The organism is Acetobacterium sp. K1/6, assembly GCF_034438075.1.
Taxonomy (GTDB): domain Bacteria; phylum Bacillota; class Clostridia; order Eubacteriales; family Eubacteriaceae; genus Acetobacterium; species Acetobacterium carbinolicum.
In genome coordinates this window covers 99,947-124,987 of the sequence record NZ_JAXQGA010000009.1, presented here as the reverse complement: position 1 = coordinate 124,987, position 25,041 = coordinate 99,947, and the positions used below count along the sequence as shown (strand labels likewise).

The 25,041-nt window shown below is 44.8% G+C and carries 18 protein-coding genes and 1 riboswitch; of the genes, 10 read left to right on the top strand and 8 right to left on the bottom strand.

Annotation, left to right across the window (positions count from 1 at the left end; genetic code table 11):
* The first annotated feature begins 20 nt into the window (after positions 1–20).
* The 9 genes from hpf to U2P91_RS09910 all read left to right on the top strand — a co-directional run bounded on the left by hpf (position 21) and on the right by U2P91_RS09910 (position 12,619).
* Positions 21–554: a ribosome hibernation-promoting factor, HPF/YfiA family gene (hpf, locus tag U2P91_RS09950; RefSeq protein WP_111887909.1), complete on the top strand. Its 534-nt coding sequence runs from the start codon at positions 21–23 to the stop codon at positions 552–554.
* A 246-nt stretch (positions 555–800) separates the two neighbouring features.
* Positions 801–2,498 (top strand): DUF5317 domain-containing protein, encoded by a 1,698-nt coding sequence (locus tag U2P91_RS09945; RefSeq protein ID WP_322519570.1) that lies wholly within the window; start codon positions 801–803, stop codon positions 2,496–2,498.
* 142 nt (positions 2,499–2,640) lie between these two features.
* Positions 2,641–5,151, top strand: coding sequence for a preprotein translocase subunit SecA (gene secA / locus U2P91_RS09940; protein WP_322519569.1), 2,511 nt, complete (start codon positions 2,641–2,643; stop codon positions 5,149–5,151).
* A 26-nt stretch (positions 5,152–5,177) separates the two neighbouring features.
* A protein-coding gene (gene prfB, locus U2P91_RS09935) for a peptide chain release factor 2 (protein WP_322519568.1) occupies positions 5,178–6,270 on the top strand; the annotation gives its coding sequence in 2 pieces (ribosomal slippage) (positions 5,178–5,252 and positions 5,254–6,270; 1,092 coding nt in all).
* A 29-nt stretch (positions 6,271–6,299) separates the two neighbouring features.
* On the top strand, positions 6,300–7,466 hold the full coding sequence (locus U2P91_RS09930) for a homocysteine biosynthesis protein (RefSeq protein WP_111887905.1): 1,167 nt from the start codon (positions 6,300–6,302) through the stop codon (positions 7,464–7,466).
* Positions 7,463–7,867, top strand: coding sequence for an NIL domain-containing protein (locus U2P91_RS09925; RefSeq protein WP_322519567.1), 405 nt, complete (start codon positions 7,463–7,465; stop codon positions 7,865–7,867). The genes U2P91_RS09930 and U2P91_RS09925 overlap by 4 nt, the downstream gene beginning before the upstream one ends.
* Complete coding sequence (locus U2P91_RS09920) at positions 7,822–8,598, top strand: UPF0280 family protein (protein WP_414151225.1); 777 nt, start codon at positions 7,822–7,824, stop codon at positions 8,596–8,598. Before U2P91_RS09925 ends, U2P91_RS09920 begins: the two co-directional genes overlap by 46 nt.
* Before the next feature lie 62 nt (positions 8,599–8,660).
* A riboswitch (SAM riboswitch) is annotated at positions 8,661–8,757 on the top strand.
* Positions 8,758–8,875: 118 nt separating this feature from the next.
* Positions 8,876–11,242 (top strand): homocysteine S-methyltransferase family protein, encoded by a 2,367-nt coding sequence (locus U2P91_RS09915; protein WP_322519565.1) that lies wholly within the window; start codon positions 8,876–8,878, stop codon positions 11,240–11,242.
* Between the two features lie 150 nt (positions 11,243–11,392).
* Complete coding sequence (locus tag U2P91_RS09910; RefSeq protein WP_322519564.1) at positions 11,393–12,619, top strand: ATP-binding protein; 1,227 nt, start codon at positions 11,393–11,395, stop codon at positions 12,617–12,619.
* A gap of 67 nt (positions 12,620–12,686) precedes the next feature.
* On the opposite strand, the gene ade is transcribed toward U2P91_RS09910, so the two are convergent.
* Entirely contained in the window at positions 12,687–14,402 is a 1,716-nt protein-coding gene (gene ade, locus U2P91_RS09905; RefSeq protein WP_322519563.1) for an adenine deaminase, read from the bottom strand.
* Positions 14,403–14,621: 219 nt separating this feature from the next.
* Here ade and U2P91_RS09900 point away from each other — a divergent pair, with 219 nt between their 5' ends.
* Positions 14,622–15,359, top strand: coding sequence for a flavin reductase (locus tag U2P91_RS09900; RefSeq protein ID WP_322519562.1), 738 nt, complete (start codon positions 14,622–14,624; stop codon positions 15,357–15,359).
* Positions 15,360–15,396: 37 nt separating this feature from the next.
* Here the strand turns inward: U2P91_RS09900 and U2P91_RS09895 are convergent, their stop codons facing one another.
* The 7 genes from U2P91_RS09895 to U2P91_RS09865 all read right to left on the bottom strand — a co-directional run bounded on the left by U2P91_RS09895 (position 15,397) and on the right by U2P91_RS09865 (position 25,002).
* Positions 15,397–18,054, bottom strand: a complete 2,658-nt coding sequence (locus U2P91_RS09895; RefSeq protein WP_322519561.1) for an ABC transporter permease — start codon at positions 18,052–18,054, stop codon at positions 15,397–15,399.
* A 13-nt stretch (positions 18,055–18,067) separates the two neighbouring features.
* The gene (locus U2P91_RS09890; protein ID WP_111887898.1) at positions 18,068–18,733 is read right to left on the bottom strand and encodes an ABC transporter ATP-binding protein; all 666 of its coding nucleotides are present in this window, start codon (positions 18,731–18,733) and stop codon (positions 18,068–18,070) included.
* Positions 18,734–18,847: 114 nt separating this feature from the next.
* Positions 18,848–19,765 carry a HAMP domain-containing sensor histidine kinase gene (locus U2P91_RS09885; protein WP_322519560.1) on the bottom strand — a complete coding sequence of 306 codons (918 nt, stop codon included), beginning with the start codon at positions 19,763–19,765 and terminating at the stop codon, positions 18,848–18,850.
* The gene (locus U2P91_RS09880; protein WP_322519559.1) at positions 19,752–20,435 is read right to left on the bottom strand and encodes a response regulator transcription factor; all 684 of its coding nucleotides are present in this window, start codon (positions 20,433–20,435) and stop codon (positions 19,752–19,754) included. Before U2P91_RS09880 ends, U2P91_RS09885 begins: the two co-directional genes overlap by 14 nt.
* A 203-nt stretch (positions 20,436–20,638) precedes the next feature.
* Positions 20,639–21,715 (bottom strand): DUF1611 domain-containing protein, encoded by a 1,077-nt coding sequence (locus U2P91_RS09875; protein ID WP_322519558.1) that lies wholly within the window; start codon positions 21,713–21,715, stop codon positions 20,639–20,641.
* 290 nt (positions 21,716–22,005) lie between these two features.
* Positions 22,006–23,457 carry a sigma-54 interaction domain-containing protein gene (locus tag U2P91_RS09870; RefSeq protein ID WP_322519557.1) on the bottom strand — a complete coding sequence of 484 codons (1,452 nt, stop codon included), beginning with the start codon at positions 23,455–23,457 and terminating at the stop codon, positions 22,006–22,008.
* A 129-nt stretch (positions 23,458–23,586) separates the two neighbouring features.
* Complete coding sequence (locus tag U2P91_RS09865; RefSeq protein ID WP_322519556.1) at positions 23,587–25,002, bottom strand: trimethylamine methyltransferase family protein; 1,416 nt, start codon at positions 25,000–25,002, stop codon at positions 23,587–23,589.
* Positions 25,003–25,041: the final 39 nt, after the last annotated feature.

Here is a 25,041-nt window from a genome sequence, read left to right as displayed (position 1 = left end):
TTTTGAAAGGAGTTGTCGTTATGAGATTCACAATTTACGGGAAAAATATGCATGTATCAGAAGGTTTAAAAGAAACATTAAAAAAGAAGCTGGGGAAATTTGACCGCTACTTTGGTCAGGAAACAGAAGTGTATGCTACATTCAGCAAAGAAAAGAACTATCAGATGCTGGAAGTAACCATTCCGGTGGGAAAAACAATTTTAAGAGCTGAAGAAAGATCTGAGGATATGGTGACATCCATTGAAGATGTTGTTAGTAAACTTGAGGGTCAACTCAGAAAACATAAAACAAAGTTGCAAAAACGGAACCAGGATGAAACCGCTAAATTTAATCTGGAAGGAATCGAGGACAATGATGACGAAGGTGTGTTTCAACCCAAAGTTGTCCGCACCAAAAAATTTGCTGTCAAACCGATGAATGTCGATGAAGCGACCTTGCAGATGGAGTTACTGGGACATGATTTCTTTGTATTCCTTAATGGCGATACCGATGATGTCAATGTTGTCTATATGAGAAAAGATGGGAATTATGGTTTGATCGAGCCAACTTTCTAAAAAATACTTAAGAAAAAGAGAAAATAATGACAAACACCCCTTGAAAAATAGTTTTAAGGGGTGTTTTTGATGATGTTATTTTATAAATTCAATTTATTTTCAAATTTATACATTATTTAGGCATAAAGTTTTGACAGAACTTTTCTTTTGTTTTAAAATAGATCTATATGCATTATTATCTAAGCATTTATATAGATAAGAATACCTAAGAAATGATTATAAATAAATAGTGGGGTTAAAACTAATATGTTAATACTAATTGCGATTATGTTAGGTTTTTTAATTGGAAAAATTCGACGGGGAAGCCTCCATGGTTTCAAAGTCAGAAAAATTTCCTTGTTGCCAGTTGGAATTTTAGGGTTGGTGTTGCAAATTGCCTTGCATCTTTACATCTACACCGGAGGTATCGCACTGGTTGAACCCTATCTTGAGATTGTCAATTTTGCCAGTTATATTCTAATCCTGGTTATGCTGGTATTTAATCTGGATGACTTCTGGGTAATTTTAATGGCGGTGGGGATTACCGCCAATTTTGTGGTGATTTTTATTAACGGCGGACACATGCCTGTTGCGCAAGGCGTTATTGATATTTTACCGGCTGCTTTTGGGGAACAGATCACCCAGGGACTGAGTCCCATATACTCATTGATTCAGCCCAATACCCTGTTATGGTTTTTGGGTATCAACCTGCCTTTCCCAATACCCTATGTGCCCCTGGTGATGAGTCTTTATGGCTCAGTAGCCGGAATTACGGTTGGTACAATTGTAACGGTCATCGGATTAATTGGATTTATTCAGTATGTGATGAACAAAAAAGCCTCAATCATGCACGATGAGCGAAATGATCATGGTGAAGATGAGGGCATTTTTGGCGATGACGAAGACAACGGAATCGATCGGGTATCCACTCAAGACCATTTTCAGGAAGGTTATGATGAACCGGAAGATGCGCAAGATCAGGATGATTATTACTACCGGGATATGGCCGCAACCGGCGGTATTCGTGGGGACCGGGATGAACATGCCACCACGGTTATACCAACAGAAGGTTTTAATTCCGGCCAAACGGCAGAAATAAACGGCGATGAGCAAACCAGACTGATTCCAGCCGATTTGGATGGGGTGGATTCAGGAATTGGAACCGAAACCGAAGAAATTGTTATCAGTAATAGTGATGCCCAGGAAACCCGGGTTATGGAACCGGTGGATGACGGCAGCACCAAGATTATCAGCAATATCCAGGAAGTTGGAACCTATGTCAAGGGTGATAAAGAACTTGAAGCCGCTGATATGGAAGAAATTCTTAATAGTGATGATGCGGGATTCTTCACAAAAAAATATTACGAAGAAAAACTGGCCGTTGAAAAAGAACGACTGATTCTGCAAATGCGCGAAATTGAGCTCAATAAGGTAGCAAAATCGCTGAGTGATCCCGATGGTGAACCGCATCCGGTACCGGAATCGGACTTGAGAATTGTTGAGAGTTTTAAACTGACCGATCTTGACCAACCCTTTGTTTTGCGCAGTGAAAACAGTACCTATGATAGTGGCGTAAGAGGAAAAGACGAGGAAGATCTGGAATTTTCTGAAGATGAAATGCTAAACGTCTGGCAGCGACTGAATCTGGAAGATGAAAAACGAAAAGTCGCACGACGCAAACAACTGATGAAAGAAACCAGCAAGGAAGCCGAAATATTGATCAACGGAACACCCAGAGATGAGGTCGGTATTCCCTTGAAGGAGATTGAAGAAGTTACCGAGCCGGTGGTCGGACGGGTCTATGAAAGCACCGATGAAGACAAGGAAAAAATGCTGGCCGACATGGATGATGATGAACGAAAAGATTTTCAGCAAACCGTCGATGAACGAAAACGAGCGGGCTATGAACTGGTTGAACTAAAGCTTGACGGCAAAGATGTGGCCTTCTGGCGAAAGAAAAAATAAGCGATGATCATAAATAAAACAAAAGGAACTGTATAAAAAATACAGTTCCTTTTAAATTATATAAAGTTTCATTAAAGAGAGTATGCTATAATAAAATTTAGTGTATAATTATAGTAAGTAAAGTGACAAAGGAGTGAATGGATTGGGAATTTTAGATCAAATATTTGATAGCAATAAAAAAGAACTAAAGCGCATGCAAAAAAAGGTGGATCAGATTCTGGAGCTGGATAGCCGTTTCGCGGCGATGAGTGACGAGCAGTTAAAAGGTCAAACATCAATACTTAAAGAACGACTGGCTCAGGGTGAGACGCTTGATGATTTATTGGTGGATGCTTTTGCCACCGTTCGTGAAACCGGTGCCCGAGTATTGGGTATGAAACATTTTCCAGTTCAACTGCTGGGGGGGATGGCCCTTCACGAAGGCAATATCGCTGAGATGAAAACTGGGGAAGGTAAAACCCTGGTGTCAACGCTGCCCGCTTACCTGAACGCTCTGGGTGGTCGAGGTGTTTATATTGTCACCGTCAACGATTATCTGGCTAAGCGTGACAGTGAGTGGATGGGTCAAATTCATGAGTTTCTAGGACTTGAAGTGGGTCTGGTTGTTCATGGCTTATCATTTGCGGAAAAGCAGCACGCCTACGCTTGTGATATAACCTATGGAACCAACAACGAATTTGGATTTGATTACTTAAGAGATAATATGGCCTCAGTCAAGGCTCAGCAGGTCCAACGGGAACTTAATTATGCGATTATCGATGAAGTGGATAGCGTGTTGGTGGATGAAGCCAGAACACCACTGATTATTTCTGGTAGTGGGGATAAAAGCACCAAGCTTTATGCGTTAGCTAATAGCTTTGCCAAAAACCTGAAGGCTGATGACTATATCAAGGATGAAAAAGCTAAATCAGTGATGCTCTCAGATGAAGGTGTCATCAAAGCAGAAAAATACTTTAACCTGACGAATCTGGCGGATATGGAAAATATGGAAATTTCCCACCATATCAACCAGGCTCTTCATGCCAATACCCTGATGTTTAAAGATCGGGATTATGTGGTGAAGGATGGCGAAATCATCATTGTCGATGAGTTCACCGGACGGTTAATGCCGGGACGCCGCTATTCGAATGGTTTGCACCAGGCGATTGAAGCCAAGGAAAATGTCAAGGTTAACCGGGAATCCAAAACCCTGGCAACCGTTACCTTTCAGAACTATTTTAGAATGTTTAATAAGCTTTCGGGGATGACCGGGACTGCCAAAACGGAAGAAGATGAGTTCCAGACTATCTACAATCTTAATGTTTTAACCATTCCGACCAATAAGCCGCTGATTCGAGAAGATCTTAATGACTTAATTTATAAAAGTGAGCAAGGGAAGTATCTGGCCGTGACCGAAGAGGTAAAACGCCGCCATGCCACTGGTCAGCCGATTCTGATCGGGACGATTTCGATTGAAAAGTCAGAGCTGCTCAGCACCTATCTCAAACGTTCCGGGGTTAAGCATAATGTCTTAAATGCCAAATTCTTAGAAAAAGAAGCTGAAATTGTCGCTAACGCCGGTCAAAAAGATGCGGTGACCATTTCCACCAACATGGCTGGTCGTGGGACTGATATTGTTCTGGGCGAAGGTGTCATCGAATTGGGTGGCCTTCATATTCTCGGGACCGAGCGTCATGAGAGTCGCCGGATCGATAATCAGCTCCGTGGTCGGGCAGGTCGTCAGGGCGATCCCGGTTCATCGCAATTTTTTGTCTCACTGGAAGATGATCTGATGCGGGTCTTTGGCTCGGAAAAAATCCAGGGCCTGGTTGAATCGATTGGTCTTGATGAAGAAACCCCGATTGAAAATAAAATGCTTACCAGAGGGATTGAAAACTCCCAGAAACGGGTGGAAGGTCGTAACTTTGATATTCGTAAGCACGTGCTTCAATATGATAATGTTATGAACCGCCAGCGTGAGCTGATTTATGAACAGCGACAACAGGTAATTGACGGAAAAGACATGGAAAATGAAATCTGGAGTATGACAGAAACGTTGATTAACGCTTATGTCGGCATGTATACTGGCGATGGCCAATATTATGATGAGTGGGATCTGGAAGGGCTTCATAAACATCTAGAAGCCAATGTATTGCCAAAAGAACTGGTCAATCTTCCGGAAAAACCCGACAGTCAGGAAGTTTTGGTGGAATCCATCCTGGCAAGTTGTCATCAGGTTTTATCTGATAAAAGAGAACAACTGGGCGAAGAACAGCTTCAGAACATTGAACGGATGATTCTGTTAAGAAGCGTCGATGGTGCCTGGATGGAACACATCGACAATATGGAACAGCTAAAACAGGGAATCGGACTGCGCGCCTATGGACAGAACGACCCCGTTAAGGAATACACCAAAGAGGGTTTTGACATGTTTGATGACATGATCATGCGAATTCAGGAAGATACGGTAAAATACCTGTTTAATCTAAATATCCAGGTAGCGACACCAGAAGAGACCCCGACCAAAGCGGTGGATTTTAGTCAACTGAAAACCAATGAAAATGAAATCGAGGGAAAACCAACAGGACCGGCCAGTGCGGGAAATAAGGTTGGCCGAAATGATCCCTGTCCCTGTGGCAGTGGAAAAAAATACAAGAAATGCTGTGGTGCATAAAAATAAATAGAAGGGGTGTGATCGTGATGATGGATTTGTATGAAGAAAAACAAATCATCAATGCAATGGCGATAAAACTTAAGGAAATGGGGAATTCACTTTGACTTGCCACGGCTTGTTAAAGAATTGGAAGCGTTAGAGAAGAAAACTGAGAATCCCGAATTCTGGAATGATCAAAAAAGTGCGCAAATTGTTTTAAAAGAGCAGAAGCTGATTAAATTAAAGGTCGATCATTATAATGAGCTGGCTGAAACGCTGGATGATATTATGGTCATGCTGGAGCTGGCAGAAGATGGGGAGTTGCTGGAAGGGTTTAGTGCATCAATCCGGGAACTTGACGAGAATCTCGACAATTTTCGGACTGAGACCCTGCTTTCCGGTGAATTTGACAGTAACAATGCAATCATTTCGCTACATCCCGGGGCTGGTGGAACCGAGTCTCAAGATTGGGCCGAAATGCTCTTGCGAATGTATACAAGATGGGCAGAGAAGAAAAAATTCAAGGTTAAAACCCTGGATCTTCAACCTGGTGATGTCGCTGGGATTAAAAGCGTTACCCTACTGATTGAAGGAATTAATGCCTATGGCTATCTAAAAACCGAACGGGGCGTGCATCGACTGGTACGAATCTCACCCTTTGATTCATCCGGCCGCCGCCATACTTCCTTTGCATCGCTGGATGTGATGCCTGAGGTGGATGAATCGGTGGAAATTGAAATATTGCCGGAAGATATCCGGATTGACACCTTCCGCTCCAGTGGCGCCGGCGGGCAGCACGTTAACACCACGGATTCCGCCATTCGGATAACGCATTTGAAAACCGGAATTGTGGTTCAGTGTCAAAATGAACGGTCTCAGCATCAGAATAAAGAGGTCGCCATGAACATGCTAAAAGGTAAGCTGGTAGAAATCATGGAACAGGAAAAGATGGATCACATCGATGACATCAAGGGAGACTACAGTCAGATTGCCTGGGGCAGTCAAATTCGTTCTTATGTGTTCCATCCTTACAATATGGTCAAAGATCATCGCACCAATGTCGAAGTAGGCAATGTCGGTAGCGTTATGGACGGCGATTTGGACGGCTTTATGAACGCTTATCTGAACACGATGATATAACAAGTTTAGAAGAATTGTTGGAGGGGAAAATGGCAAAGAGCTATCAGGAAATAAATAAAAAAATCGCCAGTGGCGAGGCTGTGGTTGTCACGGCAGAAGAAGTCATTGAAATTGTCAAAGAACGGGGCATCAAAGAAGCGGCCGATTATGTGGATGTGGTCACAACTGCCACCTTCGGTCCGATGTGCTCATCTGGGGCTTTTCTTAATTTTGGTCACTCGGATCCGCCTATTCGGATGGGTGAGATAGAAATTAATGGGGTTGAAGCATACGGCGGTTTGGCCGCAGTGGATACCTATCTGGGGGCAACCCAACCGTCCCGGGATAAAGGCATTGAATATGGTGGTGCTCATGTGATTCATGACCTGATCGCCGGAAAAGAAGTTCACCTGGTGGCAAAGTCTCAAGGAACAGATTGTTATCCCAGAAAAGAACTGGATACCTGGGTGAAACTGGAAGATTTGAATGAAGCCTATCTGTTTAATCCCAGAAATGTTTATCAGAATTATAATGCCGCGATTAATGGCTCCAGCCGGAGGATTTATACCTATATGGGTATTTTACAACCGAATATGGGAAACATCACCTATAGCACTGCGGGGGAATTAAGTCCCCTCCTCAATGATCCCCTGCTTAAGACCATCGGTATGGGAACCCGGATCTTTTTTGGCGGCGCTCAGGGCCATGTATCCTGGATGGGGACTCAATTTAACACTGCTTGTCCGCGAGACGAAAAGGGCTATCCCCAAACTCCCGGTGCGACCCTGGCCTTAATTGGGAACATGAAAGAAATGAATCCCAAATATATTCGGGGTGCGGTTTATGAAGGCTATGGCACCTCGATGTTTGTCGGCGTAGGCATCCCGATTCCGATTCTCAATGAGGAAATGATGTCCTATGTTGCGGTGGAAAATAAAGACCTTTATACCAATGTGATTGACTATAGTGTCCCCAAAAAAGCGAAACCGAATCTAAAAAAAGTAAGCTATGCTGAGCTGAGGAGCGGATCAGTGGATATTAATGGTAAGATCATCAAGACTTCACCGCTTTCCAGTCTGAAAATGGCCAGAGAAATCGCCGCAGAACTGGGCAACTGGATTAAAAAAGGTGAGTTTTTCCTTCAGGAACCGATTTTGAGCTTTCCCATGGAAAATACTATTAAGGGGCTTTTGATCAAGGAAGGAGAATCCCGATGATGACAAAAAAAATACTCTTGTCCTTCCCACAAAAGTCTGCCGGTCAGCCGATGGCGATGGAGCTGATTAAAACCTATAATCTCGATTTTAATATCCTGAAAGCCTTTATTGACGATAATATCAAAGGAACCTTGCTACTCGAAATAAAAGGCAAAGAGGCGGATATAGAAGCTGGGATTATCTATTTAAGAGAACACCAGATTGGTGTCAGAGACATCGAGTCAGTGGTCGAGGTTGATCCGGACAAATGTGTTGCCTGTGGCGCTTGCACCGCGGTCTGTGCGGTCGGAGCACTTGAAATGACCGAGGACTGGTCGCTAGTCCATCACGATGACAAGTGTCTGGAATGTCTGCTATGCGTAAAAGCCTGTCCAATGCGGGCCATACACGCCCTGATCTGAGGATGTTTGAACCGCGAACCTATCGAAATGTGATGAAAGCCGAGGATCTGGATTATTTCCAGGTCCTCGAATTTGAATCCGATCTTTTTATTGGGGTAGATCACGGCAGTGTGACCCCTCAACTAACCGAAGCCGTAAAAACTGAGCTTCACAGGCTGCGCCAAAACATTGCTAGCTACAATAATGACGAACCGGATTTTATACCGTCACTGACACCGCTGACATTAAATCCCTGTGCAAGCCCGATTGTTTCGGATATGTTAACAGCCGGGAAAAGAGCCGGGGTAGGACCGATGGCAGCCGTGGCCGGTGCTGTCTCAAAGTATATCGGCAGGATGCTAAAATCCTATTCAACCGAGATTGTGGTGGAAAACGGTGGAGATCTGTTTATTCAGACAAAAAAAGAACGGCGAATTGCCCTTCATACCGGAAATCTTCACTTTGCGGATTTGGGTATAAAAATAAAACCCCGCGAAAACCCGCTGGGGATTTGCACTTCATCCGGGATCATGGGTCATTCCTTGAGTTTTGGGAAGGCTGATGCGGTTACCATCATCAGTTCCGACATTCCCCTGGCTGATGCTGTGGCGACGGCGCTGTGCAACCGCATTAAAAAACCAGCTGATGTTGCACATGGAATCGCCTGGGTCAAAGGTATTCCCGAAATTGCAGGCGTTCTTATTGTCATTGAAGATCAACTGGGTGCCTGGGGAGAGATTGAGTTGTGCTGAATTTAGTGCTTGACAAAGAAAAGAATTAAGGGTATTATTCTAAAAAAAGTAACTCAATAGTTTACCTATCCAGAGAGGTGGAGGGACAGGCCCTATGAAACCCGGCAACCAGCGAAAGCACGGTGCCAATACCGGCAGTTTATTTTGCCATGATGGGATTTTAATGCAGAACATTAACCTCGTCACCGACGAGGTTTTCTTTGTTTTAAAATCGAGAGGATATTGGGGTTTAATGGGTAAGTAAGTTAGTAAGATTCTTAAATAGGAGGACAGATCGTTGAATATAAAAGAAATACTCAAAAAGAAACGGCTTTATCTCGATGGTGCCATGGGAAGTTTGCTTCAGAACCAGTTAGATGTAATCGGTCCGGTGCCAGAAGCCCTGAACCTGACCCATCCTGAACTAATTAAAGAAATTCACCAATTATACATTGATGCTGGTGCCAATATTATTCTTTCCAATACCTTTGGGGTTAATGGTTATAAACTTAAGGGGAGTGGCTACTCGGTGGAACAACTGGTTACGGTTGGGGTAAAAAATGCCAAATCCCTGAATCCGGATTTTACGGCCCTGGATGTGGGTCCTCTGGGAACCCTGATCGGGGCTTTGGGCGAAATGTCTTTTGACCAGGCTGTAGACTATTTCAAAGAGGTGGTTGCGGCCGGTGATAAGGCCGGTGCGGACCTGATTGTCATTGAGACCATGACCGATATCTGCGAGGCCCGGGCGGCCCTGATAGCCGCTAAAGAAGTGTCGGATCTGCCGGTAATTGTATCGATGACCTATGAGGAAAATAGCCGAACCTTAACCGGTAGCGATGCCTTAACAGTAGTTGCCATCCTGGAAGGACTTGGCGCCGACGTCATTGGCATTAATTGTTCGACTGGACCAGATGCGATGTTGCCGATTATTAAAGATCTGGTTTATTATGCCTCGGTACCAATTATGGTGGAACCCAACGCCGGGTTGCCGCACATGAAAGACGGCAAAACCGTCTATGACATCACCATCGACCAGTTTACCGATTATATGACCCAAATTGCGGAAATGGGCGCCGTAATTCTGGGGGGCTGCTGTGGCACAACGCCAGACTATATCAAAAAAATGAAGCAGGCCACGAAAGATCTTCCCCTTTATGCGGTAACGCAAAAAAGTTTTACCGCCGTATCCTCAAGCACGAAGACCATTATCTTAGGCGAGGATATCGATATTATTGGCGAATGCATTAATCCCACCACGAGCCCGGTGCTTAAGGCGTCCCTGCGTCAGGGTGAACTCGCAGTCGTAACCCAATTGGCCGTTGATCAAAAAAAAGACGGGGCGGGTATTTTGGATATTAATTTAGGTTTACCGGATATTGATGAGTTAACAATGATGCAGGAGGCAGTCGATACGATCAGCCGACTCGTGGATTGTCCGCTGCAGATTGATTCCTCCAATCCGGAAGTCATTGAAGCGGTACTGCGAAGCTATCCCGGCAAAGCGATTATTAATTCGGTGAATGGCAAAAAATCATCGATGGATAAGATTTTCCCAATTGCTAAGAAATATGGTGCCCTTATTCTGGGACTGACCATGGATGAAACCGGTATTCCCAGTCTGGCAGCCGATCGTTTTGCCATTGCCAAGAAGATCATCAAAACGGCCGAATCTTACGGCATCAGTAAAAAAAATATTCTTATTGATGCCCTGGTGTTAACCGCTTCGGCGCAACAGAAGGAAGTCCGGGAAACCATCAAAACCCTGGAAAAACTGCGGGCTGAGCTGGGGGTGCCAACGGTGCTGGGGGTTTCTAATATTTCCTTCGGGCTGCCTAACCGCGAACTTTTAAATCGGACTTTTTTAGCCATGGCGCTGGAAGCGGGACTGACCACCCCGATAATGAACCCCAGTAATAAAGAAATGATGGACACCATTAAAGCATTTCGGGCGCTCTGGGGGTTGGATGGTCAATGCATCGCTTATGCCAACGCTTATAAAGACAGCAGCTTTGGCGAAGCCAAATCTGAAACGGAGCGAGCCGCCCTGGGCTTAAAAGAGATCATTGAACAGGGACTTACCGATCAGGCGGCAGAAGCCACCGCCATTCTGCTAAAAACCCGAGAACCGCTGGATATTGTCAACAACGAAATCGTTCCCGCCCTTGATGCGGTGGGGGATGCTTTCGAAACCGGAGAATGCTTCCTGCCCCATCTGATTTTTGCGGCGGAGACGGCTCAAAAGGCCTTTGAAGTCATCAAAGAAACCATGGCCAGGGACGGTCAGGCTCAGGTGGTCAAAGGAAAGATTGTGTTAGCCACTGTTGAGGGCGATGTTCATGATATCGGAAAAAATATTCTCAAGGTTATCTTAGAGAACTACGGCTACGCGATTCTCGATATTGGCAAGGATGTCAAGGCCGAAACCATTATCCAGGCCATTCAAGCTGAAGACATTAAACTGGTGGGTCTTAGTGCCCTGATGACAACAACCGTTAAAAATATGGAAAAAATCATCAAAGAAATCAAGGCCAGCTGCCCGGCCACCACGATTATGGTGGGCGGGGCGGTCTTAAACCCCGAATATGCCAAGACCATCGGTGCCGATTATTATGGCAAAGATGCCCGGGAAGGCGCCAGCATTGCCAAAATAGTATTTGAATGAAATAAAAACGGCTGAACCATCATTTTGGTTCAGCCGTTTTTAAAGACCATATCAATACATAATAAGAGTTTGCTTGCATGCTTGATTATTGCCAGCGTTTCGGCTAAAATAGGGGTGTGATATATTTTAGCCGAAAGGAGTAATGTAGCAATGTATATTAAAAGAAATATGGAGCATGTGTTTCTCTCATTAAATCAGCAATATCCGGCCATTTTGATTACCGGTCCCCGTCAGGTTGGAAAAACAACCATGCTGCAAGAACTCATAAGGATTGAAGGTCGAAGCAGACATTATGTCTCATTGGATGATCTTAATGAAAGATCATTGGCCAAGTCAGATCCGGCGATGTTCTTTCAACTTCACAAACCGCCTGTTTTCATTGATGAGGTTCAGTATGCGCCAGAGCTTTTCACCTATATAAAAATGAGTATTGATCAAAATCATAAGGCCGGTGATTTTTGGATGACGGGCTCCCAGCTTTTTAAGCTGATGAGTGGGGTCCAAGAATCCTTGGCAGGGCGGGTGGCGCTGCTTCATCTTTCAACCCTTTCGCAACAGGAAATTTATCATCAGCCAGAAGGGGCGTTTACCCTGGATTTTGAGGTTTTGTATGAACGGCAGAAGCGTATCGGCTCAGTCAGTACGCCGCAAATTTTTAACCGGATATTTCGCGGCGGGATGCCGGCCCTGGTCAGTAAGCGATATGAGGATCGCAATATTTTTTATTCCAGCTACATCAATACCTATCTGGAAAGGGACGTAAGAGATTTATCAGGTTCCATCGATTCGCTTAAATTTCTGAGATTTATTACCGCAGTGGCAGCCCGCACCTCTCAAATGGTGAATTACAAGGGGATTTCTGATGATTGTGACATTGACCAGATAACGGCAAAAAACTGGCTGCGGATCTTAGAAACCCTGGGGATTATTTTTTATCTGCACCCTTATTCAAATAATGTTTTAAAACGAACGGTTAAAACGCCAAAACTGTATTTTTATGATACCGGATTAGTCTGTTATCTGACAAAATGGAGCAGTGTCGAAACGGCTATGAATGGTGCGAGTAATGGCGCTCTCCTGGAAAACTATGCCGTTAGCGAAATTCAGAAGAGTTTTCAAAATGAGGGGCGGGAATCATTTTTATATTATTATCGCGACAAAGATGCCAAAGAAATCGATCTGATTATGGAAGGTGATGGCAAACTCTATCCGATCGAAATTAAAAAAACTGCCACGCCATTAAAAAGAATGACACAGAAATTTTCGGTCATTAATAAGTCGCCCTTTCAGCGCGGAACTGGTGCGGTACTTTGCATGGCCGAAAAACTCGGTGCCTTTGACAGTGAGAATCTGATTATCCCGATTGGGCTGATCTAGGGTTGACGTAAATGAAGCTAAGATGTGGATTAGAAATGGTCGTGAATAGTTCAACTGAGAAACTAAATCACTCGAATATCAATTGATACGCATCGACATCAAAAAGCCCCAGATCGGTCAGGCGCAGGGCGGGGATCACCGGCAGGGCCATAAAGGAAAGGGTGATAAAGGGGTCAACCCCGGAGGGAACCCCTAATTTATGGGCGTGTGAAATCAGTGATGCCACCTTTTCCTGAACCACCTCGCCGGTTTCAAGACTGATCAGGCCAGCCAGGATCAGGGGGACTGCACCGATGATGCTGTGACCAGCTGCGACCACATAACCGCCACCAATTTCGGTGAGGTGATTGACTGCCAGCAGGATATCCTGATCATTATCGCCCACCACAATAATATTGTGGGAGTCATGGGCGACGGTGGTGGCAATGGCCCCGTTCTTTATCCCAAAGCCCTTGATGGGGGCTACGCCAACATTGCCAGTATGACCATATCGTTCTATGACGCAAAGCTTATTATAGGTTGCGTTGGGGGTAAAAAAGCCGTCTTTCCCCGGCAGTGATTCAATCAGATGCCGGGTTTCAATCTGATCTTTGACAATTTCAATGACATGATCTTTTTCGCCAATGGGGAGCTGCAGTTTTTCCGGGGTGAGGGTCGGGATATGAACCGAATCAAGGAGCCGGAGATCAATCTCATACTGGGTTCTATGTTCCCAGAGGCAGTCATCCACCAGGCGGCCATTCCAATAGACCTGCTCCACATTCATGGTGCCCAGATCGGATAAGATGACCAGATCGGCCCGGTAACCGGGAGCAATAGCCCCCAGTTTTTTTAACCCATAAGCCTGGGCGGTGTTAATAGTGGCCATTTTGATCGCCTTGATCGGGCACAGCCCCAGATCAATGGCCCGTTTGATATTAAAACGGATATGTCCGTCCCGATGGATGTCTTCTAAATGTTTGTCATCGGTACAGAAGAGGAACCGATCGATCGGTAACTCCGTTTTTAATAAACCGCTAATGATGGCATGCAGGTTTTTGGCTGCGGAACCTTCCCGGACCAGAATATAAAAACCGGCCCGCAGTTTTTCCAGGGCCTCGGCAAAGGTAGTGGATTCGTGTTCACTGTGGATGCCGGCGCAGGCGTAGGCCTGGAGCGGTTTTCCTGTAAGACCGGGGGCGTGGCCATCTGAAATTAAGTGTCGGCACAGGGTCAGTTTATCAAGAATCTCAGAATTACCGGCCAGGACATCGGGGAAACACATCACTTCACCCAGCCCCAGAATTTGGGGATGATCCAGATAGGGTTGCATATCAGCAGCCCCAAAAGGTCCGGCACCGTTTGTTTCAAAGGGTGTGGCGGGCACTGAAGAGGGAAGCATTAAAAAAACGTTTAAGGGGATCGCTTTGGTGGCGTCTAAAAGATAATCAAGACCCGTTTTACCGGCGACATTGACAAGCTCATGGGGGTCGGCAATAATCGTCGTGGTGCCGCTAGGAACAATCGCCCGGGCTAGCTCAAAGGGCGTGACCATGCTGGATTCAATGTGCATATGGGCATCAATGAATCCGGGGACAAGATATTTTCCGCCCAGATCCACTTCTTTTACGCCTTCATAAGAACCGATCCCCACAATGGTATCATGATTAATGGCCAGATCCTGCAAACAGATTTCCTCGGAAAATACGTTGAGAATTCGGGCATTTTTCAAAACCAGATCGGCTTTTTCAAAACCATTAGCCACGGCAATATTATTTTTAAGTTGTTCCTGATATTTTTTCATACTCCATCCGATCTTTGCTTGGCGATAATAAATTGCGATGATAAATTATTATAACCTGATATGAGTCGTTTTTTCACAAAAATATGCGATTATTATATAAATCTCATCAAAAAAAGGTTATAATGAAAACCAGTACATCGATTATCCCGGTACGTCAATTTGCTTATAAATTATAATCATTGTAAAGCAGAAAGTAATTCTAAGAAAGTGGTGAACTAAATGAAAAAATGGCGATGCACAGTATGCAACTATGTACACGAAGGTGATACTCCACCGGATAAATGTCCGATTTGCGGAGTAGGACCGGATAAGTTTGTCTTAATCGAAGAGTCAGAAGCCGTTGAGTCTGCTAAAGAAAAAAAATGGCGCTGTACTGTTTGTAATTATATCCATGTGGGTGAAACCCCTCCCGATGTCTGCCCGGTTTGCGGCGTGGGGCCGGAAAAATTTGTGCTGGTAGAAGAAGTCGAGGATGGTTTAACCGACAAAAAAAGAGATGCCCTCCAAACCTTATTATTTAATGTCAGTTATGGTCTATATATTGTTTCTTCTGTTAAAGATGAGAAACTCAATGGCATGGTTTCCAATACCTTTATCCAGGTCACCAACACTCCCTTAAAAGCCAGTGTGTGCTTGGGAAAAGGAACCTTGACGGCAGAATATGTCAAAGAATCGGGCGTATTCGGCGCTTCAATTTTGGGGAAAGACAATTTTGATCTGATTAAACACTTTGGTTACCAGAGTGGTCGAGACGTGGACAAGTTTAAGACGCTCAGCTATATTACCGGCAAAACCGGATGCCCCGGCTTACTAGAAACATTGTGCTTTATTGAATGTGAAGTAGAGCAGACCATCGATCTGGGAACCCATTACATGTTTATTGGTAAGATTGTTGATGGGGACGGATTCAGTAAAGAGGAACCGATGACCTACGCCTATTATCACGCTAACCGATAGAAATTAAAAAGCCCCTGCAAACAGCAGGGGCTTTTTGTTACTCCGTTTCTCTTAAACGCTCAACAATGGAGCGTCGGGAAACCACATGGTATACAATCAACGGTACGGCAATGCCAAGTACGGTAAAGATTGGGGCCACCAGGAGGATCGGTAAAACGGTAAAACGATAGGTAAAAAACCAGAATAGATTAGACAGCACATTAGCCAGCAAGGGGCCGGCAGCAATACTGAGTAACAGTGATACGACTACCGCACCTAAGGAATAAAACAAGCCCTCCCAAATTAACATCGCTTTAAGCTGATGACCCGTCATACCGATTGATTGGAGCATGGCCAGCTCATGACGGCGAGTTAGAATGCCAGTTAAAATGGCATTGAGAAAGTTGAGCACTCCGATTAGTCCGATGATCAAGCTCAGCACGCCTCCCAAGATTAGAAACATTTTTTGGAGTGTGTTAAACTCTGCCGCGTAAGACGCTTTACTCTCATAGTCGAGCTGGGTTAACTGTGCATTGGTCAGATCACTCAGATAAGCCTCCATCGCGGTAGTGTCCGCATCACTAACATCACAAGCGTAGTACATGACCTTGTCGGTGCCACTGTCCGAAATAAAGGTCTGATCGTTTAGGATAAATTCATCAGCACTATAGTAGCGATAATTGAGTGATTTTGGTAAAGTGATCAGTGCCGCCACCTCGTAGTCAATATCCTGATAGGTTTTTGCCCGATACCGATAAGGCTGATCATCGGGTGGCTGATCAGGGTCCAAAATGGCACCCGTGTTGGGGTTATAATATTCGTACGTCTCCACATAGCGTAGGGTAACCGTATCGCCAAGCTTGGCCCAATGGGAATCCATTTTGGTGTTGCCATAGTCGTCGGTGTTATAAACCGCGGCGAGATAACGTCCGCCTGGTTCGTGAAGCTTTGATAAATCGCCTTGCAGGAGAGTCAGTTTATCAAGTGTATAAGGCTCCATGCCGTAAAGCTGAGCGCGGTCAGCCAGTAAGCCGGCCTCATTTTTTTCCATAAAGGTAACCATATGATCCAGTGTTTTGGAGTCATTCCATGGGCTGTTTTTCTCACGAATATGGTCTGCGGTAACAAATTCCTCCACCGCACTGGTTTTGCCATAAACCCGGCCCCCAGCTACTATGCCAGGCTGGTTCTCCAGACTAACAATAACATCTTCGGGTAGTGCATGATCGCCATCCCAGTAATTCCCAACCTGAAAGTAACCGGCATCAGCCACAATAAAATCAGAAACCATATTCACCAGGTACTTGTCCATATCAAATCCGTTAGTAAAGGTAACGGTCAGATTGAGCAGCAACACCGCGAGTGCAAGAGAAGTCATTGTGATAGCGGTCTTGCCGGGGCTGCGACCGAGGTTTGCCCATGCCATTTTGAGTAGCGATGGTCCGGACTGGCCCTTACGGATCGTTTTTTTAGTCGTTGTGCCTTCGGTATAGCGAACGGCCTCCACAGGGGACACACTGGCCGCCAACCGCCCCGGCCGATGGCAGGAGATCACCACCGTGATGAAGGCAAAAAGTGCTGAGCCTAAAAAAATAAGGGGACTGGCTGATACCGAATCCTTGACGACCCCATTAAGTTGGAACAAGATCACCGGAGTCAGTTTGATCCCGATTCCATAGCCAACCAGTAAGCCCAGAGGAATGCCAATCACAGACAGTAGCAGGGCCTGTTGACGGATGATCCGCCGGAGCTGTGGCCCGGTGGTACCGATGGTTTTAAGCAGACCGTAAAAGCGAATATCGTTTGACACCGAGATCGAAAAGATATTATAAATAATCAGATAGCCGGTTAAAATAATAATGAGCAGCAGACCCACGATGGCAAGGACGGTGATGGGGTCCAGACTGTCGGCAAGTTGCGAGCTGGTATAACCCCAGTTCACACCGGTTGAAATAAAATTATCCCCCAGCGAGCGGTTTTCATTTTGATAACCGTTATTTTTTAGGATTTCGTTGAGATGCTGTTCAATATTTTGTGAACGGTCAAGCATGACATCCATATTCCATGAACCGGTGATGCCATCGGCCCCAATCCTACTGCCAAGCCCGACTTGATCGTAGATCGCCTGGGTCCGGCTGAGGGGAATGAGGACATGGTTGGCGGCGATGGCCTCATCATATTCCCACCAGCCACTCAGGGTAAAGGTCTCGGTTACCGTGATACCATCCACATCAAAGGTCAGGGTAAAGGGGTTTCCCAAAACCGGTTCGACGCCGAGAAGTTCTAACACCCGGGTGTCGGTGGCGGCTTCGTCTGTGCCCTCAAGTGGTAAATGGCCAGCGATTGGGTCACAATACATCCAGTGGGCCTGATTTGCATCGCTGTAACCAACCTCCACATGGGATTTAAGAAAAGGTGCCGTTTCTGGTATTCCCACAAAGCGACGAAGCCCATAGTCTTTGATCAGGGGATCGGTTTTAATTTCATCAAACTGCGCTTGGGTCATGTATTTGAAGGTACCATGATTCCAGCCGCCGCCCTGACGGAAGTTTGCCTCCTGGACGGAATGGTTAATCGACAAGGATACGGTAAACAGCGAAGTAAACAGAATGGTGGTTAAAGCAATGGCCAGAATAGCGATGAGGTTTCTTATTCGCGCGGCTTTCATGCTTTTAATACTCAGTGTCCGAATGGTTTTTTTGTTGGCGATATTCATTAGTTACACCTTCTTAACGCGCGACGATCAAGCCGTCTTCGATGCGGACGATGCGATCAGCCATTTGGGCAATTTCCTCGTTGTGGGTAATCATGACAACGGTTTGGATAAATTTCTGATTGGTAATCTTTAGTAGCCCCAGAACGTCCAGACTGGTTTTGGAATCCAGATTGCCGGTGGGTTCGTCAGCCAAAATAATGGCTGGTTTTGCGGCGAGTGCCCGGGCAATGGCAACCCGCTGCTGCTGCCCGCCGGAGAGGTTATTGGGCAGGTTCTGGAGCTTGGATTTAAGGCCCAGGGTATCGATGATGCGCTCAACATAAGCCGCATCGGGTCGGTTACCGTCTAATTGAATCGGCAAGATGATGTTTTCATAGACGTTAAGCACCGGAACTAAGTTGTAATTCTGGAACACAAAGCCGATCTTGCGACGGCGAAAGATCGTCAGCGCTTCATCCTTTAATGAAAAGATAGCCTGCCCGTCGACTGTGACGCTGCCACTGGTGGGGCGGTCCAGTCCGCCGAGCATATGTAAAAGGGTGGATTTGCCGCTGCCGGAAGTTCCGACAATGGCGATAAATTCGCCTTTTTCAACGGCCAGATTGACGCCGGCCAGAGCGTTTACGGTACTTTCGCCAGCACCGTAAATTTTTTTTAAATCAGTTGTCTCTAAAATCATAAATACCTCCAAAAATAAAATAAAACATTGAATTCTTCAACGCATAAACTTTATCATGGGTTTCTTTCCAGAATCTTTCCCGCTTGGAAGTAATTCTAACAGTTTTGTAAGAATTTAAACCGTCCGGGGTAAAAAAACCGAGAAAACGGAGCCGTCCCCCAGTGATGAAGCGACTTTAATGTAACCGCCCTGCCGGATTAAAATCTGGCGGGTTAAATATAGACCAATTCCCAGACCATCCTGTTCGCTGAGTGCGGGGGAACGGTAAAAGCGCGTAAAAATTTTAGCCTGATCGGTTTCAGCGATACCCATGCCGGTATCGCTGATATCAATGCGGCAAAACATCTCATACTCCGTGACCAAAATTTGGATTTTGCCACCTGGAGGGGTATACTTTATGGCATTATCGACGACATTACAGAGGGCTTCAAGGGTCCATTTGTAGTCAAACACGGCATCGCCATTGGTAACAGTTACGGTCAATTCAATTTCTTTTTGGGCGGCTTTCGGAGCTACTTGTTGAGTCACTTCCGAAAGCATTGGGGCGATCGCTGCGCAAGTCGGAAAAACGGTAAAAACGCCGGTTTCCAGCCGCGATAATTTGATTAAAGCGGTAATCAAGAAGTTCAGCTTCTCGGCTTGGCCCTGCAATGGCGTTAAACAAGCTTTACTTTCTTCCGGCAGTTCCTGTTCTGCCAGTAGCTGTGAATAGAGCATAATATTAGCAATCGGGGTTTTGGTCTGATGCGAGATATCGGCCAACAATTGCTTGATTTTTTCTTTTTCAGCGGAGACATTGCGGGCCGATACCAAAGAAGCGGTTAAATACTGGTAAAGTCGGCTTTCAACCGAAGAGAGCAGGCTTTCATCGAAATGAGCTTCGGTAAAGCTGCCATCCAGGGCGCGATCCAGCATGTGGTTAAGGGCTTTCATGATTTTGCGGGTTTTATGGCGTTGCAGTCGTACGATCATCAGGCTCAATAACAGGGTTGCCATCGCAACGACTAGCAGGATTAGGCTAAACGGATTCATCCGGTTTCACCACCCATACATAACCTAAACCGTAAACGGTTTTAATAAACGCGGTTGCATCCAACTTGTCCCGGAGACGTTTAACCGTGACGGAAAGTGCATTTTCATCGACAAAATCGCTGCCGTCCGCCCAAATACGATCCATCAAAACCGTCCGACTGAGGGTTTGTCCCCGGTTTTCAATCAGCAAACGAAGCAGCTTTTGTTCTGTCTTGCTTAACTCCACGGCAGTGGTTCCGTGATAAAAATCCATTTGCGCAAAATCAAATTGATAACGGTCAATTATAATCGGTTTTAGCTCACTGGTGACCAGACGTCGCAGTTGTGCTTTTACGCGAGCCCGGAGGATTGCCAGGCTAAAGGGTTTGGTGATGTAATCATCGGCACCATCCTCCAGCCCCATTACCACATCGGCTTCGGTGTCGTTGGCAGTTAAAATTATCACCGGAACGGCTTTGCCCCCCGTTTTAATTTGCCGAAGCAAATCCAGTCCATTGCCATCAGGAAGATTGATATCGAGTAAAACTAAGTCGGTCATACCGCAGGCAAGTTGTTCTTGCGCTGATTTTAAATCAAAACATGTCACAATTTGAAGTTTAGGATCTTTCAAAGCCAGGCATAAGCCACGGCTGAGATGACGGTCATCTTCGATAATTAGTAGTTGCTTCATCTATTTTTATAACCTCCAATTACACCTCTTTAATAAGTGTGATAATGATAACACAAAGAATTGTTTGTATCAATTTCCAATGGGATGACACTCCCATTTTGAAAACAGTGTCAAAAAAAGACGAACAGTTAAGACTGTTCGTCGCCATTACAAGAAATTTATCGGGTTGGTTTTTCTGATGAGATCGCCCATCATCCCGTTTTTTAGTTGGTGGTTTTTTCTTTTAACTCCGGAAAGGCATCAAGAACGGCCTTAACCAGCTTGTTGCAGCCATGGATTAAGGTGTCAGTTGTGGGTAGCCGATAGTCCTGTTCATAAGCTTTAATGGTATCTGCCACTTCGTTTTCGCTCATATCATCGTGATTAATTGTGATGGCAATGACCTTAGACTGTGAGAAGCGTTCAATCAGTTCAATTTCACTGGCGAGGGTGGGCATTGGCAAATACTCAAAATCGACCCGGTTTATTCGCCTGGGTGGATGCTGAACAATGATGCCGTCCGGTTTTCCGCCGCGGATGATGGCACAGGAGCTGATAAAAGCGGGATGACTGAGGGCGCCCTGACCTTCTAGAATAATGACGTCCGGTTTTTCATGGATATTGGCTTCGACAACCGCATTTTCCAGTTCACCGGTCATAAACTCAGAGGGAATGGCGTCCAGAGCAATGCCGTATTTTTCACCCTGAATCAAGGAGGTTTGACCAGTCCCGATAAAGCTGGCCCGAAGTCCCCGTTCTTTCAGGGCGGTAATGAGTTTCATGGCGGTGGTTCGTTTACCGACGGCGCAATCGGTGCCAAGAATAGCGATCTTCGGTGTTTTCACATTTAGAATATCGCCAGTAAAGAGGTGCAGGTAGCGATTGGCAAGGGGCTTTCGGATATCATAAAGTTTAACCCGATATTTTTTGGCCTGTTGCTTAAATTCGGCATCTTCAGAAATAAATTCATGGAGACCATTAACAATATCCATTCCCAAAGACATCGCGTTGAGAAAAATACGTCGTTCTTTGATCGATAAGATGGCGTCTTTGGGAGCGATGCCATAAATGAAATATTTAGGTACTTCGGTTAATTGATCCATGGCTTCGGTAAGATCCCGATAGATAGGGATACCATTGTCAAACCCCTCGAGTACTTTTCCGGCATCCATGCCTGTTTTGGTGCTGTCTATCACACATGTGATCTGATATTTTTGAGAACGACGGATTAAACCATTAGCGGTTTTTCCATCGGATTCACCAAATTGACCTTCACAATAGAGTATAGCTTTTTCTTTCATAGACGAGTAGTCCTTTCGCGTGATCACGAACAGGAGCTTTACAATGCAAACGATTGTATTAAAGAGGAACGATAAAGAATGTTTGATAATATAAAGGCAGTTCAATATTCACTGTTTTAATTATACCACAGAAACCCTTAATTAAACGATTCCTTAAGAAAAACATGGGTATTTCGATGTGATTTAGGTATAAATGCCAATGGTTACTCATCGGATGAAAAAATTGATAACATAGAGTGAATAACTAATCACAAAAAAGGCTTCTGCAACTTTGGGGCGGAAGCCTTTTATTAAAACGTATCAGCGGAATCTTTAATACCATGCAAGCGGATCTTATACTGTAGATTTTGACGAGAAATGCCCAGTTCTTTGGCGCTTTTTGAAATGTTTCGATCATTTTCTTGTAACACCTCGATTATCATTTGTTTTTCAATTTTGCTGAGGGTGTTCTTGAGGTTTTTATCATCGCTACTGGCGGCCAGATACTTTTCATAGATTTTTTTATCAGTGATCTTCTTTCGTAAATAGGAAGGCAACAGATCCGGGGTCAGGATGGTATCCTGGTATTGGGATAAATAGATGGCATGAGTAATGGCGTGTTTTAATTCGCGGATATTTCCCGGCCAGTCATGGTAAAGAAGAATTTCCTGAGCGGATAACGAAATGGTGAAGAGCTGTTTTCCCATGGCAGCCGCTTCAGTGGTTAAAAAGGTTCGGGTAAGACTGATGATATCCTGTTTCCGATCTTTGAGGGCCGGTAAATGAATCGAAAAAACGGCCAGCCGATAAAACAAGTCAGCACGAAGTCGGTTTTCTTCGATCGCTTTTAAGGGGTCCTGATTAAGGGCACTCAATAGCCGGATATTAGCGGATATTTCTTTATGGCCCCCTACCTTTCGGTATTTTCCGGTTTCCAGAACCCGAAGCAGTTTTGATTGAAGTTCTAAATTCATGGAATTGATTTCGTCTAGAAAGATGGTGCCACCTTCAGCTGCTTCCAAAAGACCAATAGTATCAATGGCACCGGTGAAAGAGCCCTTAACCGTTCCAAAAAGTGAGCTTTCCAGTAAATGTTCGGGAATGGCACAACAATTGATCGCTACAAAAGGCTTGTTAACCTGAGCACTGGCGTTATGAATGCTTTGGGCAAAAACTTCCTTGCCGGTGCCAGTAGATCCGGCAATCAGAATCGGCGCCGCATTCTGAGCTGCAATCTTGGCATGGTGAATGCATTCTAAAAGATTAGGACTTGTTCCGATGATGTCTTTGAAACTAAATTGGGTGCCATTGTTTTTAATTTGCTGGGTATTCAAATCATTTTGTAGCTTCTTAATCGTGCTCGACATATGGATGTAGGCCGAAATATCCCGATAAATACAAATTGCAGCAGAAACTTTTTTGGGGTCTTTTCTTGAAAAAATCGGATAAGTACTACTGATCACATCGGCAACTTTTCCCGATGGGGAGGTATATTTAACATGCACATCCTGGACTTTTTTCCCGGTTTTTAAGACCAGGGATTCCATCGATTCATTTTCAAGATAATCATAGATGTCAGACATATTTTTGCCGATGACATCTTCACGTTTCATATTTTCGATCAGTTCACAGCCTTTTGAATAGCAGACAATTTTTCCGTCACTGTCAACTACATGGATACAGACATCTTCAATCCGCTCGACATCCTGAATGGGGAAAAACGTTTGGCTTGTCGTCATAATCGCTTCTTTTTTTGAGTTCATTTCACGGCCCTCCATTTCGGGGTTTGCTGACTTTGACAGTATAATAACACGAATTCCAAAAAAATTATAGAGGCAACCTCTATCCCGAGGTTGCCTGTTTATTTATAAAAAAGACTAAAATGACTGAATTTATAAATATTTTTGTTCGATTTTTTCAATTTCAGCAAGAATGGTCGGATCTAAAGCGGGAACGACGTGGGACTTAAGAATTGCATCAATTTTGGCATTCACCATTTCCATCACATCGGACTGATCGGGATTGACCATGCGTCGGGAAAAGAATTCCGGATACCAGATACTTCTGAAATTTTTAAGGGTGTGTTTTTCGTTTAGATAATGGCCGCCCTGGCCGACCCCTTTAATAACATCCATGGCCAGGGTTTTTTCGGTGACCTCAACACCCCTGGAATAAGCCGACAGCTGATCAATCATTTCATTGGCTAATACTACCATTGCCGGAGCCACCGAGTTACAATGATCTAAGACGCCGACATCGTGAATCAGATTAGCCTTGCTTAAGATGGTCGAGAAGAGTTCCATTTGGACTTCAGCGACTGACTGGGGATCAATGGTTTTAGCATCACTGCATCCAGCGGTTCCATAAAATGGCAGGTTATAGTAGTTAGCCAGTTCAGAGGCTGCAGCGATCGATTTATGGAATTCAGGGGCACCATAGGAGCCAATCGTGGTCTGCATATCAAAAATTGTTGGCATCGAACCGTAGATCATTGGTGCGCCCTCATTGACAGCCTGAGTAATGACGACGCCAGCCAGGATTTCGGCATTGTTTTGAGTTAAAGCCGCGGCAATCGAAAGGGGAGCAGTTCCGCCCATCATCGAATAAGGCATATAAACAACGGGAATCTTATTGGTTGCACTGATAAATAATTTTTCGGTGCTTTCGACCGGATGGGTCAGCGGTGGAATCGGCTCACAGTAATTAAAGATAAAGGGTTTTTCAGCCAGCTCTTTGTGCCCACCAGCGACAATCGCAGCAATGTCAATGATCTCCTGGAGTGACCCAATGTCATTGGTTGAAAAGTTAATCGTTTTATCAAAGTTTTTTAAGGTTTCGATGAAAGTTATCTGTGACTGAACCTTGGGATCGACATCGGCACACATGCCCACCGATAGGACGAAACTGATATTGGATAAGGCACTGGCAATTTTACACATGTCCTTAATATCTGATTTAACAAAGGGACGGGCGGTGTTTGTTTTATAATCCAGAATTTCTAATTGATCGGAGTGCGTTCCAAAATAGACGTTATTTTGGCTGTTGATGACCATGCTTTTTTGGCCATCGCGGTTATAAAGGGTTATTTCTTTGGGAATGGTGGCAAGCGCTTTATCGATAACAGCTTTGGGGAATTTGACCAGATCACCGTCAACCGTACAGCCGTATTTTTTTAAACAGTCAATGGTTCGCTCACCAGTAACCTGCATGCCAAAATTTTCCAGCAGATCCATGCTCTTTTCGTGAATCATTTCAATTTTGGTCTGATTCAAAACATTAAATTCAATATTTCTTTGTGTTGTTTCCATTGTAATCTCCTAAAATTTTATTTTGTTTAGATCCGATTT